At 72.4% G+C, this 16,933-nt stretch carries 14 protein-coding genes; 6 read left to right on the forward strand and 8 right to left on the reverse strand.

Going from position 1 to position 16,933, the window contains the following annotated elements:
* Nucleotides 1–73 precede the first annotated feature (73 nt).
* Nucleotides 74–1,087 carry an ABC transporter ATP-binding protein gene (locus ACK4UM_RS05680; RefSeq protein ID WP_409796716.1) on the forward strand — a complete coding sequence of 338 codons (1,014 nt, stop codon included), beginning with the start codon at nt 74–76 and terminating at the stop codon, nt 1,085–1,087.
* 10 nt (nt 1,088–1,097) lie between these two features.
* Here ACK4UM_RS05680 and ACK4UM_RS05685 read toward each other — a convergent pair whose 3' ends face one another.
* From ACK4UM_RS05685 to ACK4UM_RS05700, 4 genes are all read right to left on the reverse strand, one after another.
* On the reverse strand, nt 1,098–2,744 hold the full coding sequence (locus tag ACK4UM_RS05685) for an ABC transporter permease (protein ID WP_409796718.1): 1,647 nt from the start codon (nt 2,742–2,744) through the stop codon (nt 1,098–1,100).
* A gap of 45 nt (nt 2,745–2,789) precedes the next feature.
* A complete protein-coding gene (locus tag ACK4UM_RS05690; protein ID WP_409796720.1) occupies nt 2,790–3,746 on the reverse strand; it encodes an ABC transporter substrate-binding protein in 957 nt (318 codons plus the stop codon).
* A 3-nt stretch (nt 3,747–3,749) separates the two neighbouring features.
* Complete coding sequence (locus tag ACK4UM_RS05695; protein ID WP_409796722.1) at nt 3,750–4,832, reverse strand: ABC transporter ATP-binding protein; 1,083 nt, start codon at nt 4,830–4,832, stop codon at nt 3,750–3,752.
* Between the two features lie 66 nt (nt 4,833–4,898).
* Nucleotides 4,899–5,648 (reverse strand): hypothetical protein, encoded by a 750-nt coding sequence (locus ACK4UM_RS05700; RefSeq protein WP_409796724.1) that lies wholly within the window; start codon nt 5,646–5,648, stop codon nt 4,899–4,901.
* A 173-nt stretch (nt 5,649–5,821) separates the two neighbouring features.
* Between ACK4UM_RS05700 and ACK4UM_RS05705 the strand changes: the two genes are divergently transcribed.
* Together ACK4UM_RS05705 and ACK4UM_RS05710 are read left to right on the forward strand one after the other, a co-directional pair.
* On the forward strand, nt 5,822–7,183 hold the full coding sequence (locus tag ACK4UM_RS05705) for a polysaccharide biosynthesis/export family protein (protein WP_409796726.1): 1,362 nt from the start codon (nt 5,822–5,824) through the stop codon (nt 7,181–7,183).
* Entirely contained in the window at nt 7,180–8,148 is a 969-nt protein-coding gene (locus ACK4UM_RS05710; protein WP_409796728.1) for a glycosyltransferase family 2 protein, read from the forward strand. Before ACK4UM_RS05705 ends, ACK4UM_RS05710 begins: the two co-directional genes overlap by 4 nt.
* Before the next feature lie 329 nt (nt 8,149–8,477).
* On the opposite strand, the gene ACK4UM_RS05715 is transcribed toward ACK4UM_RS05710, so the two are convergent.
* The 4 genes from ACK4UM_RS05715 to ACK4UM_RS05730 form a co-directional block, all read right to left on the reverse strand.
* Complete coding sequence (locus ACK4UM_RS05715) at nt 8,478–9,917, reverse strand: undecaprenyl-phosphate glucose phosphotransferase (protein ID WP_409796730.1); 1,440 nt, start codon at nt 9,915–9,917, stop codon at nt 8,478–8,480.
* Between the two features lie 331 nt (nt 9,918–10,248).
* The gene (locus ACK4UM_RS05720; RefSeq protein WP_409796732.1) at nt 10,249–11,511 is read right to left on the reverse strand and encodes an O-antigen ligase family protein; all 1,263 of its coding nucleotides are present in this window, start codon (nt 11,509–11,511) and stop codon (nt 10,249–10,251) included.
* Nucleotides 11,508–12,494, reverse strand: a complete 987-nt coding sequence (locus tag ACK4UM_RS05725; protein WP_409796734.1) for a glycosyltransferase family 2 protein — start codon at nt 12,492–12,494, stop codon at nt 11,508–11,510. The genes ACK4UM_RS05720 and ACK4UM_RS05725 overlap by 4 nt, the downstream gene beginning before the upstream one ends.
* A complete protein-coding gene (locus ACK4UM_RS05730; RefSeq protein WP_409796736.1) occupies nt 12,491–13,636 on the reverse strand; it encodes a glycosyltransferase family 2 protein in 1,146 nt (381 codons plus the stop codon). Before ACK4UM_RS05730 ends, ACK4UM_RS05725 begins: the two co-directional genes overlap by 4 nt.
* 215 nt (nt 13,637–13,851) lie before the next feature.
* On the opposite strand from ACK4UM_RS05730, the gene ACK4UM_RS05735 reads away from it, so the two are divergent.
* From ACK4UM_RS05735 to ACK4UM_RS05745, 3 genes are read left to right on the forward strand one after another with little or no spacing between them, the layout of a single operon-like run.
* Entirely contained in the window at nt 13,852–14,658 is an 807-nt protein-coding gene (locus ACK4UM_RS05735) for a family 16 glycosylhydrolase (protein WP_409796738.1), read from the forward strand.
* Nucleotides 14,655–15,662 carry a glycosyltransferase family 2 protein gene (locus ACK4UM_RS05740; protein ID WP_409796740.1) on the forward strand — a complete coding sequence of 336 codons (1,008 nt, stop codon included), beginning with the start codon at nt 14,655–14,657 and terminating at the stop codon, nt 15,660–15,662. The genes ACK4UM_RS05735 and ACK4UM_RS05740 overlap by 4 nt, the downstream gene beginning before the upstream one ends.
* Nucleotides 15,659–16,849, forward strand: coding sequence for a glucosyl transferase (locus ACK4UM_RS05745; RefSeq protein WP_409796742.1), 1,191 nt, complete (start codon nt 15,659–15,661; stop codon nt 16,847–16,849). The genes ACK4UM_RS05740 and ACK4UM_RS05745 overlap by 4 nt, the downstream gene beginning before the upstream one ends.
* The last annotated feature ends 84 nt before the right edge of the window (nt 16,850–16,933 follow it).

The following is a 16,933-nucleotide window of genomic DNA, read 5'->3' on the forward strand; positions in this document are numbered from 1 at the left end:
GGAAGGAGAAGGGCGGCGCTCGTCCGAGGGGCGCAGCGAGATTTTCGAACGGGATTCGCGGAGTGAGGATGCCATGTCGGATGTTGCGATCGCGTTCGAGAAGGTGACGAAGCGCTACGGCAGCGCGGTGGCGGTGGATGCGGCCGACCTCGTCATCCGGCGCGGCGAGCTCGTGACCTTCCTCGGCCCTTCGGGCTGCGGCAAGACGACGAGCCTGCGCCTCATCGCGGGCCTCGAACTGCCGACGAGCGGGCGCGTGATCATCGCCGGGCGGGACGTCAGCCGCGATCCCGCGAGCGAGCGCAATGTGGGCATGGTCTTCCAGTCCTACGCGCTCTTCCCCCACATGAGCGTCCTCGACAACGTCGCCTACGGCCCCACCATCCGCGGCGAGCCGAAGAAGCAGGCCCACCAGAAGGCGCACGCCATTCTCGAGCAGATCGGCCTTTCGGGCCTCGGGCACCGCCTGCCGGCCGAGCTCTCCGGCGGGCAGCAGCAGCGCGTCGCGGTCGCGCGCGCCATCGTCCAGCAGCCCGACGTCCTCCTCTTCGACGAGCCGCTCTCGAACGTCGACGCCAAGTTGCGGCGCAAGGTGCGCGCGGAGATCCGCGACCTCCAACGCCGCTTCGGGCTCACCGTCGTCTACGTCACGCACGACCAGGAGGAAGCGCTCGCGGTGTCCGATCGGATCGTCGTGATGCGCGACGGCCGCATCGCCCAGATCGGCACGCCGCAGGACCTCTACGACCGCCCGAGCGACCGGTTCGTCGCCGATTTCATCGGGGACGCGAACCTGATCGAGGGCAGCGTCTCGGCGGGCCGCTTCCTCGCGCCCGATTTCGACCTCCCCCTCGAAGGGCCCGACGGGCCCGCCGCGATCACGATCCGCCCGGAGCGGATCGGCCTTTCGCCGGGCGGGCCCGCACGCGTCGTCTCGGCGACCTATCTGGGGAGCCGGCGGGAATACGTGGTCGCGACCGCGTCGGGCGAGCTCCTCGTCTCCCGCCCGATCGGCGAGCCCGTTCTCGAGCCGGGCGCCGCCGTCGCCCTCGCGATCGCGCCCGGGGACCCGATCCGGGTGGGGTGAGGCGCCTCGTTCAGAAGTCCACCGCGCCGCGTCGGCGCATCGCGAGGATCACGAGGACGGGGATCGTCGTCGTGACGAGGATCGCGAGCGCGCTCATCGCCATGCCGAGCCCGAGCGAGCCCTGCTCGAATTGCCGCCAGATGAAGGTCGCGACGGTGGGCATCCCGACGGGCGCGACGAGGAGCGAGGCGACGAGCTCGCGCGAGGCGATCGCGAAGACGATCAGCATCGCCGCGATCATGCTCGGCGCGACGAGCGGCAGGAGGATGCGGCGGAACACCGTGACCGGCGAGGCGCCCGCGACGCGCGCCGCGTCCTCCACGCTCGTCCCGATCTGCCGGAAGGCGGCGTTCGCGTAGCGCACGGTGTAGGGCAGGAGGATGCAGGTATAGGCGAGGAGCAGGATCGCGGGCGTGTTGTAGGGGCTCGCCGGCCAGAGCGGGTTGTTCCAGGCGAGTATGAGGCCCACCGCCACGACGATGCTCGGCATCGCGTTCGGCATCAAGGTGAGCGCATCGAGCGCCGCACCTCCGCGCAGCCGCGCGCGCACCACCTGGTAGGAGGCGGCCGCACCGAGTATGCCCGCGAGCAGCGCCGTGCCGATGCCGAGCGCGAGCGAGTTCGTCAGAGCGCGCAGGGCGCCCGACCGGTTCTCGGCGATCGCCGCGAAATGCTGGAGGCCGAGATTGGAGAGCGCGAGCCCGCCCGAGATCGTGTTCTGGAGGCCCGCCGTCACGATTGCGAAGAGCGGCAGCCCGGTGCCGAGGAGCGCGGCGAGGAGGAAATAGGCGAGAACCGGCCATCGCCAGCGGCCGAGCGGGCGCGGCACGGCCGGCTGCGGCTTGCCCGAGACCGTCTCGAAGGAGCGGCGCGCGACGATGCGCAGCTGCAGCCAGAAGGCGCCGACCGAGAGGAGAACGAGCACGAGCGAGAGGATCGCCGCGCCCGGCAGATCGATCGGCCAGTCCGAGACGCGCGTGTCGATGCCCGTCACGAGCACGAAGAACCCCGCCCGCGCGCCCAGCGCGGCCGGCGTGCCGTATTCCTCGATCGCCATGGCGAAGACGAGTAGCAGGCTCGCCGCGAGCCCCGGCGTCGCGAGCGGCAGCGTGATGCGGCGGAAGGCGGTGGCGGGGTCCGCGCCGAAGACGCGCGCGATCTCGCCGTAGCGTCCGCCGACGATCGCGAGCGTGCGCGAGGTCGCGAAATAGACGACGGGGAAGACGTTGAGCACCATCACGAACACGCCGCCCCAGAACGAGAACAGGAACGGGGCGAGGTGGAAGCCGGCGATCTGGTGCAGATAGCCGCGCGGCTGCAGCATCATGATCCAGCCGAGCGCCGCGATGTAGGGCGGGATCATGAAGGGGGTCAGGAAGACGACGTCGAAGACGCGCGCGAAGGGCACCGCGAACAAAGCCCGCAGCGCGCCGAGCGGCACCGCGAGAATCGCCGCGCCGATCACGCAGGCGATGCCGAGGAGGAGCGTGTTGCCGGTGAGCCGCACGAGATCCGGGTCGGCGAGGACGGGGAGCACCCGCGAGAGGGGCTCGGCCAGGGAGCCCCTCCCGATGAAGGGGAAGATCGCCTGGAGGACGACGAAGGCGAGCGGCAGCGCCACGATCACGACGAGCGCCGCGACCGTGACGTTGCGCATGAGTGTCGCCGATCCGCCGCCTCCGGGAGACACGCGCCGGGCCCCTTATTGGCCGAGCGCGGCGCGGAAATCGCGCAGGATCTCCTCGCGCGCGGCATAGGCCGCCTGCGTGTCGAGCTCGACGAGCGCGAGATCGGCCATCAGCGGGCGATCGGCGGCGATGTCGCTGCGGGCGGGGATCATGAAGACGTCCGCGACCATCGCCTGGCCCTCGTCGGAGAGGACGTAGTCGACGAAGGCCTCCGCGCCGGCGCGGTTGCGCGCCCAGGAGGTGATCATCATCGGGCGCGGCGCGATCACCGTGCCGGAGGCGGGGAAGATCACCTCGACGGTCTCGCCCGCCGCGGCGCGGCCCATGGCGATGTAGTCGACCGCGCCGAACACGGCGGCCTTGGCGCCCTGGAGGACGGGGTTGAGCGCCTGCGCGTTGGCGCCGGGCACTTCGAGGCCGTTCTCGGCGAGCCGCTCGAACAGATCCATGCCGCCCTGCGCCGCCGCGAGCGCCGCGACGAGCTCGAAGGCCGAGCCGGACTGGGCGGGATCGGGCATGGTCACGAGATCGCGAAAAGCCTCGTCGGCGAGGTCCGACCAGTCGGCGGGGCGCGGCGTGCCGCTCCGGCTGTTCCAGACGAGGGCGAGCGCGGAGACGCCCTGGGCGACCGCGTGCTCGGTCTTGAGGAAGTCCGGCACGGTCTCGGCATTGGGCGAGGTGTAGGCGACGGTCCAGCCGCGGCTCTCGAAATCCTCCGCCGTCTCCCAGGAGGCGGAGATGACGACGTCGACGACGGGGTTCGCCGCCTCGGCCTCGATGCGGGCCATCACCTGCCCGGTCGTCGCCTGGAAGACGTCGACCGCGATGCCGGTCTGCGCGGTGAAGCCCTCGGCGAGGCGCTCGATGAGGTTCGCGGGGCCGGCCGTGTAGACGGTGATGCGATCCTGCGCGAGCGCGGGCGCGCCGGCGAGGAGGAGGGCGGCGCCGGCCGCCAGCAGGGTCTTGAGCATGGGTCAGGTCCTTTCGTTGCGGGGAAAGAAGCGCAGCCGCTCGGGCGCGACGGCGAGGGAGACGATCGTCCCCGGCGCGAGGCGCGCGGAGACCGGCAGGGAGACGACGGGGCCGCCATCGCCGGCGCCGATCCGCAGGCTCGCGAGGTGTCCGTCGCCGCGAAAGCGCGCCGCCTCGACGCGCGCGGGGATCGCTGCTGCGGGGGAGGGGGCATCGCCGATCGCGAGCGCCGCGCGCGGCAGGAGGAGGCGGCCCTCCACGGGCGGCGCGTCGCAGGGGGCGGGGAGCGCGGTGCCGTCGGCGAGCCGGTAGGAACCGCCCTCCCGCCGCGCATCGACGAGCGGCCCGAGCTTGAGGAAGTCGCAGACGGCCTCGCAGGAGGGCTCGCTGCAGACCTCCTCCGGCGTGCCGATCTGGAGGACGCGACCGCCGGCGAGGATCACGACGCGGTCGGCGAGCGCGAAGGCCTCCGCGTGATCGTGGGTGACGTAGACGCCCGAGAGGCAGAGCGCGCGCAGGAGGTCGCCGATCTCCTCGACGAGCTGCTCGCGCAGCTCCCGGTCGAGATTCGACAAAGGTTCGTCGAACAGGACGAGCCGCGGCTCGGCGACGATGGCGCGGGCGATCGCGACGCGCTGCTGCTGCCCGCCGGACAGGGCGCCGGGCGCGCGCTCCGCGAAGGGGCCGAGCGCGACGCGGTCGAGGGCGGCGGCGACGCGCCGCGCGATCTCCTCGCGCGGCAGGCGGCGCATCTCGAGCGGGAAGGCCACGTTGCGCGCCACGCTCATGTGCGGCCACAGCCCGTAATCCTGGAAGACCATGCCGAGATCGCGCCGCTCGGGCGGCACGAGCACGCCCGCGCCCGCCACGACATGGCCCGAGATCGAGACCCGCCCGCGCGTCGGCGCGAGAAGCCCCGCGAGGATGCGCAGGAGCGTCGTCTTGCCCGAGCCGGAGGCGCCGAGGAGCGCGACCACCTCGCCCTGCGCGACGCTCAGCGAGACGGTGTCGAGGATCGGCTCGCGGGCATAGGCGAAGGCGAGGTCGTCGACGGCGATTGCCGGTGCGTCAGGCGTCGTCTGCATCGCCCGGCCGATAAAGACGGCCCATGACGGCGGTGTGACATCGCGACGCGCGCGGGCGGGAGGCGGCTAGCGCGCCCCCGACCGATGGTCGCGCACGGCCTGCGCCACGAGGGCGGCCGCGCCGAGGAGGCTCAGCGCGACGAGGCTCCAGGCCTCGCCTCGATTGGCGACCGCGACGGCGACGAGCGCCCAGACCATCGCGAGCGTGTAGAGCGGGATGCGGCGCAGCCGCCATTGCACGAGCCCCGCCGCGACGAGCGCGCCGAGGAGCGCCGCGACGGCCCAGCCCGTCTGCCCGAAGAGGAGGCCGTAGCCCGCCCCCGTCAGCCCGAGCGACACGAACGAGGCCGCCGTCAGCCAGCCCGCATAGAGCGCGATCGGCGCGCGCAGGAGCCAGCGATCCGCGCTCGGCGTGCGCGAGAGGGCGACGAGCGCGAGGAGGAGCATCGCGAAGATGAGCACCGTCGCCAGAACCGGGCTCGTCTGCGCCACCGGCAGCCAGGCCGCGCCGATCGCGAGGCTCGCCACGAGCGGCCAGCGCGGGGCGTCCCAGGCCGGCACCTCGGCGCGCGCGAACAGGCCGAACACGGCGGAGACGACGAGCCAGGCATAGATCGGCCCCCAGATCCCGAAGGCGTAGCCGGCTGGCTGGACCGGCGGATCGTCCTGCGGCACCGGGAAGAGGCCCGGGTCGAAGCCGTCGAAGGGCACCATGAAGGGCACGATCGCGAACGTGACGGCCGTCATGACGACGAGGATCGCCTTCATGCGGCGGGTATCGTCCGCGCGATCGCGCGGGGGTCCGGGTTCGGCCATGAGGTCTCCTGTTCGCGTCTCCTCCCCAATGTCGCCCCTCGAGGGCGCCGACGCCAGCCGCACGAGGACGGAGACGGGCCGTGGATACATGCGCCGCCCTGCGCGTTGATGCAGCGCGGCGAGACGGGTCCGCGCCCGATCCCGCGCGCCCGTGCACGTTCGAAGGTATATCGATGACCGGCCATTCGCGCTTCCGTTCGCTCGCTTTCCTCCCGTTCCTCCTCGCCGCCTTCCTCGTGCCCCCCGAGGCGGCGGCGATGCCCGTCGGCGCGCCCGAGATCGGCCCCGGCGACACCCTGCGCATCCGCGTGCTCGAATGGCGCCCCTCGACCGGCGAGCCCTTCGCCTGGGAGGCGCTCGAGGGCGACTACGTCGTCGGACCGGACGGGATGATCGCGCTGCCGCTGATCGGGACGATCGAGGCGCAGGGGCAGGATCGCACGGCGATCGGCGCGGCGATCGGCGAGCGGTTGAAGGAGAGCGCGAGCCTGTTGCAGGCGCCGAGCGCCGTGGTCGAGGTGGCCGAGTGGCGCCCGGTCTTCGTCGCCGGCGCCGTCGACAGGCCGGGGGCCTATCCGTTTCGCCCGCCGCTGACCGTCCTCCAGGCGGTGAGCCTCGCGGGCGGCATGCGCCGCTCGGCCGACCCGTTCGCGCGGATCGAGCGCGATTCGATCACCGGACGCGGGCAGCTGCGCGTCGTCGCGCTCGAGCTCGATCAGCTCGGCGCGCGCCGCGCTCGGCTGGAGGCGGAGCTCGCCGGGGCCGACGCGATCGACTTTCCCGAGGAGCTCCTGGAGCGCCGCGCCGATCCGGCGATCGGCCGTCTGCTGCGCGAGGAGGAGCTGATCTTCGTCTCGCGGGGCGAGGCGCTCGAGCAGGAGGTCGCCGCGAACCAACGCCTCGAGACGCTGCTGCGCGAACAGGTCGAGCAGCTCGAGGAGCAGGTGGCGCTCAAGGAGCGCCAGCTCGAGTCGCTGCGGGAAGAGACCGAGAGCGTGCGCGACCTCGTCCAGCGCGGCCTGACCACCGCGACGCGCCTCTCCGACCTGGAGCGGCGCCTGACGGGCTACGAATCCGACCGCGGCGACATCATCCGCTCGATCATCCGGGCGCAGGTCGACATCAACCAGGCGGAGCGCAACGTCATCGCGCTGCGCGCCTCCCACCGCCGCGAAATCTCGCGCGAATTGCGCGACACGCAAGGGGCGATCGAGGAGCTGCACGAGCGTTTCGCGACGGCGAGCGCCCTTGTCCAGGAGGCGGAGGTGATCGCCCCCGCCCGCAGCCTCGCGCGCGAGCGCCAGAGCGAGCAGGAGCCGATCTTCACCGTCATCCGCATGGTCGACGGCGCCCCGACCGAGATGGACGCCGACGAGAAGACGCTCGTCCTGCCCGGCGACACGGTCCGGGCCGTCCTGCCGCTGCCCGACATCGGCGCCTTCGGCATCGGCCCCTCCGCCTCCCGGCCCGCGCCGGCCGCCACTCCGGCGAGCCTCGCCGCGACCGATCGTCGAGACAGCGCGGCGCGGCCATGAGCGAGACCGACGGCGCGATCGACGTGAGCTACCTCGTCCCCGCCTTCCGCGCGGGGGACACGATCGAGGACGCCCTGCGTTCGGCGCTGGCCCAGGAGGGGGCGCGGGTCGAGGCGATCGTCGTGGACGACGCCTCCGACGACGACACCGCGGAGCGCGTCGCGCGCCTCGCGGAGAACGAGCCGCGCATCCGGCTGATCCGGCTCGCGCGGAACGGCGGGCCGTCGGGCGCCCGCAACGCGGCGATCGCCGCCGCCGCCGGGCGTTTCCTCGCGGTGCTCGACGCCGACGACACGCTCGAGCCGACCCGCACCCGCGACCTTCTCGACCTCGCCCGCCTCACGGGGGCAGACATCGTGGCCGACGATCTCCTGCGCCTCGATCATGCGGGGCGGCCGGTCTCGCGCGCGCTGCCGCCCGGCCCCGCGCCGTACGGCTTCGCGCTCGATCCGGTCTCCTATTGCGCCGACAACGTGCCGATGGCGGGACGTTTCGGCACGGGCTACCTCAAGCCGATGGTGCGCGCGCGCTTCGTCGCGGATCACCGGCTCGCCTACGATCCCGCCGTGCGCGTGGGTGAGGATTTCCTGTTCTGGCTCGAGGCGCTCCTCGCCGGAGCGCGCTACGTCGTCTCCTCGCGCGCCGGATATCGCTACAGCGCCCGCCCGGGCTCGCTCTCGCACCGGATCGCGGCGGCGCGGCTCGACGAGCTCGCGGCCGGGCTCGATCGGCTCGTCGCCCGCCGCCCCGACGCCGCGTCCGAGCCCGAGACGGCGCGCGCGCTCGCGCGATACCGCGCCGGCCTGTCGCGGGCGCGCGGCTTTCTCGATGCGGTGGACGATGCGAAGGCCGGGCGCCGCCGCGAGGCCGCCTCGCGCCTCGGCCGAGACCCCGCCACCTGGCCGCTCGCCCTCCGCTACGGCGGAGAGGCGGTCGCGAACCGCCTGCGGCGGCGCGGGGCGTGACGGGCGCTCCGGCTTGTTCCTGAGGATTTCGAGAATACACCGTTGCGGTGTCATCCCGGACGCCGGAGGCGATCCGGGACCCATATCCGCGACGTTTCAGTCGCAGCCTGTAGGCTGCGATTCTTCGACGATCGATGCGGCAAAGGAGCGGAGCGAGCGCGGCATGCGCGCTCGGACGATCCTCGTGGGTATGGGTCCCGGGTCCGCTTCGCGGCCCGGGATGACAACCTCCGAAGGACTCACGCGCTCCGAGGGCAAGGAGATCGCGTCGGCGGGTCGCTCCTGCGATCGTCGCGGAGATCGCGATCCGGCCGTGGCACGCCCCCGACTCAATACGCGTTCCGATCGCGCACCACGAGCAGAGCGGTGCGGAAGATGATGCGGATGTCGAGCCAGAGGGACCAATTGTCGATGTACCACAGATCGTGCTCGACGCGGGCCTGCATGTGGCCGACCTCCGGCGTCGCGCCGCGATGGCCGTTGACCTGCGCCCAGCCGGTCAGGCCGGGCTTGACGTGGTGGCGGTCCGCATAGGTCTCGATGAGCCGGGTGTAGTACTCGTCGTGCGCGACCGCGTGCGGGCGGGGGCCGACGAGCGACATCTGGCCGAGGAGCACGTTCAGGAGCTGCGGCAGCTCGTCGATGCTCGACGCGCGCAGGAAGCGGCCGATCGCCGTCGTCCGGTCGTCGTCGCGCGAGGCCTGGCGCACCACCGGGCCGTCCTCGGCGCAGCGCATCGAGCGGAATTTCAGGATCTGGAACGGGCGGCCCGAAAAACCCCGCCGCGTCTGCCGAAAGAAGACGGGTCCGGGCGAATCGAGCTTCACCGCGAGGGCCACGCACAGGAAGAGCGGCGCGAGGACGACGAGCATGGTCGCCGAGACGACGACGTCGAGGACGCGCTTCAGGAATCGGTCGAGCGTGTCGAGCGGCGCCCGCTGGATCTCGTAGCCGCGCGCGAAGCCGGCATCGATGCTGGGGCTGCGCAGGACCTCGGAGGCGTGGTCGTCGGGGAAGAGGTAGACCGGCACAGGCAGCTTGCGCAGCTGCGAGCGCAGGCTGCGGAAGCGCGGCGCGTCCCGCCAGGGGGTGAAGAGATAGACGGCCTCCGCCTTGCGCTCGGCGAGCGTCTGCCGGCACGCCGCCACGAGCCGATTGTCCGGCCCGGAGCTGTAGCGAAGCGTCGCGATCGCATCGACCCCGTTCTGCCGCAGGCTCGCCCGGAAGCGGCGGGCGGCGCCCTCGTCGCCGTCGTGGATCACGACGACGCGGCGCACCGCGAGACGCATGGCGCGGACCTGACGCTGATAGGCGGCGAGAACGGCGTGGCGGATGGGGAGCATCACGAGAATGCCGATGACGAAGGCGAGCGTCACGCTCCCGCGCGAAGCCTCCGTCGTCACCTGCGTCATGAAGGCGATCCAGCCGAGCACGAAGAAGGCGGCGAGCCAGGCGCGCAGATAGGAGAGGGCGCTCTCGACGGAGCGCTGCAGGGCGGCCGCCGCATAGCTGCGCATGAGCGCACCGGCCGCCACGACCAGCACGCCGACCTGCGCGCCGATGAGCGCCGCCTCGACGGGCTCCGCCCCGCGATCGCTCAGGAACGTGTGGAAGAGGACGTCGGCGACGCCGAAGGCGCCGACGGCCAGCAGCATGTCGAGAGTGGCGAAGAGGATCGCGGCGAGGGAGTGCGGCAGGTAGGCGGGCGCCGCCAGCACGTCCGCGACGTTCGAGACCGGTGCATTCCGCCGGTCGATATCTGTCGACATGGATAACCTCTTGGAGCGTGCTCTGGGAGCCGTGGCGATCGCGCTGCGACCGCCGTCGACCCGCCCGCCGCCGCCGCGCGGCCGAAGGGTCTCCGCCTCCGAACGCGAAAGCCCCTGAGGTGTTCCGATGCGAATCCTGCTTTTCTTGTGATTGGGGAAGAGTTCTTTCGCGGGTTCCCTGGAACGGCGTGGCAATACGCCAGCAAATCCGGGCAATCGCCCCCTCTCTACGGCCGAGCTCCGCGTTGATCTGCGTGTAAAATCAGCTTCGTTGCCTAAGAAGCGCCCAAATCGACTAGTGAGCGGGCAACCGAATCGCCATCAATCTCTATTAATTGCCTCGTGTGCTCGCGACGCCCGTGCTCGTGCGCCGCGCGAGCGTCGCGTGGACGAGCGCGTAGAGGAAGAGGCCCAGCGCGTATTCGCCCGTGAAGTCCACCTCCAGCGCCGAGCGCAGCGCGAGATAGGCGAACACGGCGACGATCCCGGTGTCGACGGCGCCCAGCGCCTCGCGCGCGATGCCGCGGCCGAAGAGGAGGAGGATGCGCCCCAGCAGCAGCGCATGGGCCGTCACGCCGAGGAGGCCCGTCCCCGCGAGGATGTCGAAGAAGGCGTTGTGGTGGTGCCAGGCGGCGTCCGGCGGCATGTGGAAGAAGGCGAGCACCTCCGCGGCCGGCGGATAATGGGGCACGAAATAGCCCCTGTAGCCGACGCCAAGAAGCGGTCGTTCGAGGAAGCTGCGCCAGGCGAGATCCCACAGGACGGTCCGCCCCGTCAGCGTCGGATCGCGGCCGAGATCGACCATCCGGCTGGCGATGAGGTGGAATTCCGCGGCGATCCAGATGCCGATCGCGAGTGCGAGGGTCGTCGCGAAGAGGATCGTCGGCCCGATCACGGAGCGGTTGAACATGCGCGTCCCGAGAAACAGGACCGCCAGTCCCACCGCCGCGCTCGCCGCGACGATCGCCCCGAGCGAGCGCCCGCCGACGAGGAAGGCGAAGCCGATCGCGACGAAGGCGAGCCCCATCGCGCGCCCGATCGGCCCTCCCGCCGCGCATTGCCCGGCCCCGAGCACCACGAGGACGCCGACGATCAGCGAGTAGTTGTTCTTGCTCGTGAAGATGCCGACGAAGGCGATCTCGCCCGTGTGGCCGACATGGTGGTACTCCCCGTAGAGGAGGCTCATCACGAGCCCGAGGCAGATCGCGAGGCTCGCCATCCGCATGGCGACGAGCGGCGGCACGGACAGGACGAGCGCGTAGAAGACGAGCGCGCTCACCGCATACTGACCGCCGAACCACAGCGTCTCCTGCGGGTGCAGCGACGTGACCGCCGAGAGGATCGCCACCAGAGGCGGCAGCATGAACAGGGTGGCGTCGCCGGCGAATGCCGAGAGGCGATCGCGCGCGAGGAACACGATGCCCATCCCCGCGCCGAGGAAGGCGACGGCCGCCAGGCGCTCGAGCATCGGCAGGAGCACCGTCGCCGCGAGGACGACGGAACCGAGCACGACGACGGCATGGGTTCGCGTGAGGACGAAGACGAGGCCGTCGTCGCGCGGCCTCTCGACGGCGCCCGCGGGCGCGCCGCTCATCGGCCGGCTCCCGTCCCGGTGGAGGCTGCGCGGCGGGGCAGCCGCGGCAGGCCGCGCTCGCGCAGGTGGCCGAGACATTGCGCGGCGACGTGCCGGAGCGTGTCGGCGTCGGCGCACGCGGCGCGCAGCGCACCGCGCAGGGCGCCGGCCTTGTAGTCCTCGACGAAGCGCGCCCAGGCGGCCCGGCGCCGAACGCCGGAGAGATGCATGCCGAGCGCCTCGCGCGTCCCGCGGGGGCAATCCGGGCCGAGCCGCGCGAGCGCGGCGACGTCCGCCGCGCACAAGGCTTCGAGATCGGCGGCGCCGTGGCGGGCGGTGAGCGAGCGGCCGTGGACGGCGTAGCGGTAGAGCGGAGCGCCGATCGTGCGCCAGCGCGCGCCCGCGATCAGGCAGGCGAGCGCGAAGGCGTAATCCTCCGCGAAACGCATCGTCTCCGGATAGGAGAGGCCGTGGCGGCCGAGGAAATCGCGCGACACGACCGGCTTGAGGAAGCCCGAGCCGCGCCGCGGCGCGCGCGGGTCCGGCAGGTCGGCGAGCGCGAAGGCGGCGAGGTCGAGATCGGCCGGCAGGCCGGCATCGCCGAACATCGGGCCGAGCTCCTCCCCCGTATCGCCGTCGACGAGGAGGAGGTCGTCGCAGGCGATCTCCGCGCCGGTTTCGTCGAGGACGGCGAGGAGCGCCTCGAGGCGGGTCGGCGCGAAGGCATCGTCCGCGTCGAGCACCGCGACGAAGCGCCCGCGCGCCTGCGCGATCCCTTCGTTGCGCGCGCCGGCCGGACCGCGATTGCGGTCGAGCGCGACGATGCGCAGCCGCGGATCGCCCGCGGCCGCCTGCGTCGCGGCGGCGACGGTGTCGTCGCCCGAGGCGTCGTCGACGACGATCACCTCGACATCCGAGAGGCTCTGGCCGAGCGCGGAGGAGACCGCCGCGCCGATCGTGGCGGACGCGTCGTGGGCGGCGACGATGACGCTGACCGCCGTCACGCCGTGCGCTCCTTCTCGTCGGGCATCCCGAGATCCGCCTGCGTCCGCGAGCCCTGCCAGGAGACGAAGCGGCGACCGGCGCAGGCGCGCGCGACGCCCCATCCGGAGGCGATGAGGAAGACGACGAGGACCACGGCCCGGCGCACCCGCTCGCTCGCCTGGGCCGCGAGCGTCAGCACGGCGAGGCCGAGGACGGTCGTTCCGAGGAAAGCCTGCAGGCCCATCGCCCGCCACAGGATCACGGAGAGGAGGAGGCCGAGCAGCGCGAGCTGGAAGGGGAGCAGCCAGCGCAGGTACTTGTGGAAGACGTAGAACAGTTTCAGCCGCCAGGGCAGCACGTGCAGCCGCTCGCGGAAATGCAGGTGGGCGCAGAAGGAATTGCAGGCGACGCGGACCTTGCGCGCGATCTCCGAGCGCAGGCTCGTGCGCCCGATCTCGTAGGCCGCCCGCTCGGGATGGAGCACGATCCGGCCGCCGTCGAGCAGCACGTCGAAGGCGATCGCCTGATCGTCCGCCATCCCCGGCTCCAGCCGGCGCAGGTGCTTCGTCCTCACCGCGCAGGCGCTGCCGTCGAGATGCACCATCGAGCCGAGCCGCGATTCGAGGGCGGAGGTCTCGAGATCGGAGCGCGCGTAGCCGCCGAGCGCTCCAGCGAGCTCGGAGACCTCCTGCCGGTTCTCGACGACGAGCTGGATGGCGCCGATCTCCGGATCGCCGAAGTGCCGCGCCGCCTCGCGCACGGGCTCGGGATCGAGGAAGACGTTGACGTCGCTCATCACGGCGACCTCGGCGCGCGCCTCCGAGAGAAGCCGGTTGAGCCCCTCGATCTTGCCGACGCGACGCCGGGAGGAGAGGATCTCCACTCCCTCGGGCGCGCCCGCCGGCGGCTCGCCGCCGTCGACGAAGAGCAGCGCGCGGCTGCCCGGCGCCGCTGCGCGGCAGGCGGCGAGATTGGCGAGCTTGTCGTCGATGAGGGCCTCGTCGGCGCGGGTGCAGGTGAGGAAGGCGACGGGCGGTACGCGGCGCCGCTCGGGGGCGCGGATCTCCGGCGTCCCCTCGGCGAGGCGCCGCAGCGCGAGGCGATACAGCGAGATCGTGGAGGCCGCGGCGAGCGCGACGAAGAGTGCGGCGATTTCGAGCACGAAGCGCTCCCCGGTGGCAGTCGTCGATCGGTGATGATCACGCGGTGGCATCTGCAGACCACGGACGGGAGCCGAAACGTCGACCTGCCGGAATGGTTCGCCTGACGCGGAAACAGGGGAATCGCCGCGGGATCGAAACGCCGCCTCTCACGTTTTGCCGATGCGCTGCGCCTTCCGGCGGCATTTTCCCTTGTTTTCGAATGGAGACGGACTGCATGCGAATCCCGATCTCGCGTACGACCTGCCTCGCGCTCGCGCTCGTCACCGTCGTCTCCGCCCCGGCTCTCGCCCGCGACGAAGCGACGCGCACGGGCGGCTCCTTCCTCGAGACCTTCGCGGACGAGCGGCTCGATCGGGAGCGTTGGTTCGTCGCGGACGGGTGGGTGGACACGCCCGATTTCGATTGCGCCTGGAGCGCCGACGCGCTGCGCAAGGTGGGCGACACGCTCGAATTCCGCATCGAGCGCAGGCCGACCGCCGAGCGCGAATTCATGTGCGCGCAGGTCCAGTCGGTCGAGCTCTTCCACCACGGCGTCTTCGAGGCGCGCCTGCGCGCCGCCGAAGGCAGCGGCCTGATGAGCGCCTTCTTCACCTATACGGGTCCTTATTTCGGCGACCCACACGACGAGATCGACATCGAGTTGCCCGGCGCGCGCACCCGCACGGTCGAACTCAACAGCTGGCGGGACGGCTCGGACGGCGACGGCGCGATCAGGCTCGACGTCGATTTCGACGTCTCCGCCGAGTTCCGCGACTACGCCTTCGAGTGGACGCAGGACGCCGTCCGCTTCTTCGTCGACGGCGAGCAGGTGGGCGAGATCACGGACGCGGCGCGCATCCCGCAGGCGCCGGGCAAGATCTACATCGTCCTCTACAGCGGCCGCGCCCGCTACGATCCCTGGCTCGGCCGCTTCGAGGAACAGGACACGCCGCCGACGATGGTGGTGGAGCGCGTCGCCTTCACGGCGCCCGGCGACGATTGCCAGTTCCCGGAATCGATCGTGTGCGGGCGCGAGCGATGAGCGGGGCCGCCTGCGCGCCGCGCTCGGTCGCGATCTGCGTGTGCAGCTACGAGCGCCCGCAGAGCCTCGCGCGCTGCCTCGCCTCGCTCGAGCGGCTCGAGACGCCGGGACTGCCCGACGCGGCCGTCCGGATCGTCGTCGTCGACAATGCCGCGAGCGCCTCGGCGCACCCCGTCGTCGCGGCTCACGCGGCGACGAGCCGGTTTCGGGTGACCTGCGTGCACGAGCCGGCGAAGGGTCTCTCGCGCGCCCGCAACGCGGCGCTCGCCGCCGCCCGCGCGGGCGGCGAGGAGGCGATCGCCTTCATCGACGACGACGAGGTCGCGACGCCCTCCTGGCTCGCGGGCTTGCGCGCCGCGCTCGTGCGCACCGGCGCGCCCGCGGCGATCGGGCCCGTCCATCCGCTCTTCGAGGAGCGCCCGCCCGAATGGGCCCTGCGCGGCGGCTTCTTCGCCGATTGCGACCCGCCCGACGCCGAATTCGCCGCCGAGGGCCGCACCAACAACGTGATCCTCGTAAGCGCGGCGCTCTTCGCGGAGGGCGTCGTCTTCGATCCCGCCTACGACGAGCTCGGCGGGGAGGACACCGCCTTGTTCCGGGCGCTGAAGGCGCGCGGCTGGCGGATCGCGATCGCGCACGACGCGATCGTCCACGAATGGGTGCCCGCCCGCCGCGTCGCGCTCGCCTGGCTCGTGCGGCGCTGGTACCGGACCGGCGCCCTCGAGGCCCGCACCCAGGCGAGCGCCTACGGCTCGCCGAGGGGCCGCGCGACGGCGCTCGCGCGCGGTCTCGTGCGGATCGGCGGAGGCGGGGCGCGTCTCGCCGGCACGGGGCTCGCGGGGGGCTGGCGCGACAGGAGCCGGCTCGTCGCGCGCCTGTTCACGATCGCGCGCGGCGCGGGCCTCGTCGCCAGCGCCTTCGGCCACGAGGCGCGCGAATACGCCGCGCCGCGGATCGAGACGCCGCGCGTCGCCGATCCGGCCCGATCGGAGCCCGGCCGATGAGCGGGAAGGCGCCGATCGTCGCGGTCTTCGCGCACGACGCGCACGAGAGCACCGTGCGCAAGCGCATCGCGGGCTTTCGCGACGCCGGTCGCCACGTCGTCGGCTTCACCTTCGCGCGACCGCGCCCGGAGGACGCGCGGGCGCCGGAGATCATCTGGCAGGACGTGCCCCTCGGCACGACGCGCGATCGCAACTACGCGCGCCGGCTGCCCCGGCTCGCGGCGGCGCTGCCGCGGATCCTGCGCCACGCGAAGGCTCTGCGCGAGGCGCGGGTGATCTATGCGCGCAACATCGACATGATGGCGCTCGCGCTCGCGGCCAAACGCCTGACGGGCTCGCGGGCGACGCTGGCCTACGAGGTGCTCGACGTGCAGCGCGTCTTCCTGCGCGAGGACGCGGTGGGGCGCGCCTTCCGCGCCGCCGAGCGCCGGGCGCTCGCGCATTCGGATTGCCTCGTGGTGAGCGCGCCGGCCTTCGTCTCGCGCTATTTCGAGCCGGTCCAGGACTATCGCGGGCCCTGGCGGCTCCTCGAGAACAAGATCCCGGCCTCTCGCATCGCGGCGGCCCCGGAGCGGTTCGCACGCATCCTGCGCCATCCGCCGCTCGAGGGGCCGGTCGTCATCGGCTGGTTCGGCGTGCTGCGCTGCGCGCGCAGCCTCGATCTCCTCGAGGAGATCGCCGCGCGGCTCGGGCCGCGGGTGCGCATCCTGCTGCGCGGCAAGCTCGCCGAGGAGGACATCTCCCGCGAGCGCCTCGCCGCCGCCCAGGCGCGCTGCGCGAACCTCGTCTTCGAGGGCCCCTATGCGAGCCCAGACGACCTCGCCGATCTCTATGGCGGCGTCCACTACACCTGGGCGCTCGACTATACCGATGCAGGCGCGAATTCCGATTGGCTCCTCCCCAACCGCCTCTACGAAGGCGGCTATTTCGGTGCGCCGACGCTCGCGCGAGAGGGTACGGAGGTCGGGCGCCGGGTGGTCGCCGACGATCTGGGGCTCGTGCTGCCCGAGCCGCCGATCGAGGCCGCCTGCGCCCTCGTCGAGGGCTTCGACCCCGCCGCCTACGTCGCCCGGCGCGAGCGCCTCCTCGCCCGCCCGCCCGGCGCCTTCGTCGACCAGGACGACACGCGCACGCTGCTGGAGACGCTCGAGCAGGCCGGAGAGGCCCGCGCCGCGAAGCCGGCGTGAGGGCTCGTGCGGGTCCATAAGGCCCCACGGTCGTCATCGAGTCAGTCGCGCCGACAGGGGTACGACACGGGTGAGCGGCTCCAG

This window comes from Salinarimonas sp., from assembly GCF_046292825.1.
Taxonomy (GTDB): Bacteria; Pseudomonadota; Alphaproteobacteria; order Rhizobiales; family Beijerinckiaceae; genus Salinarimonas.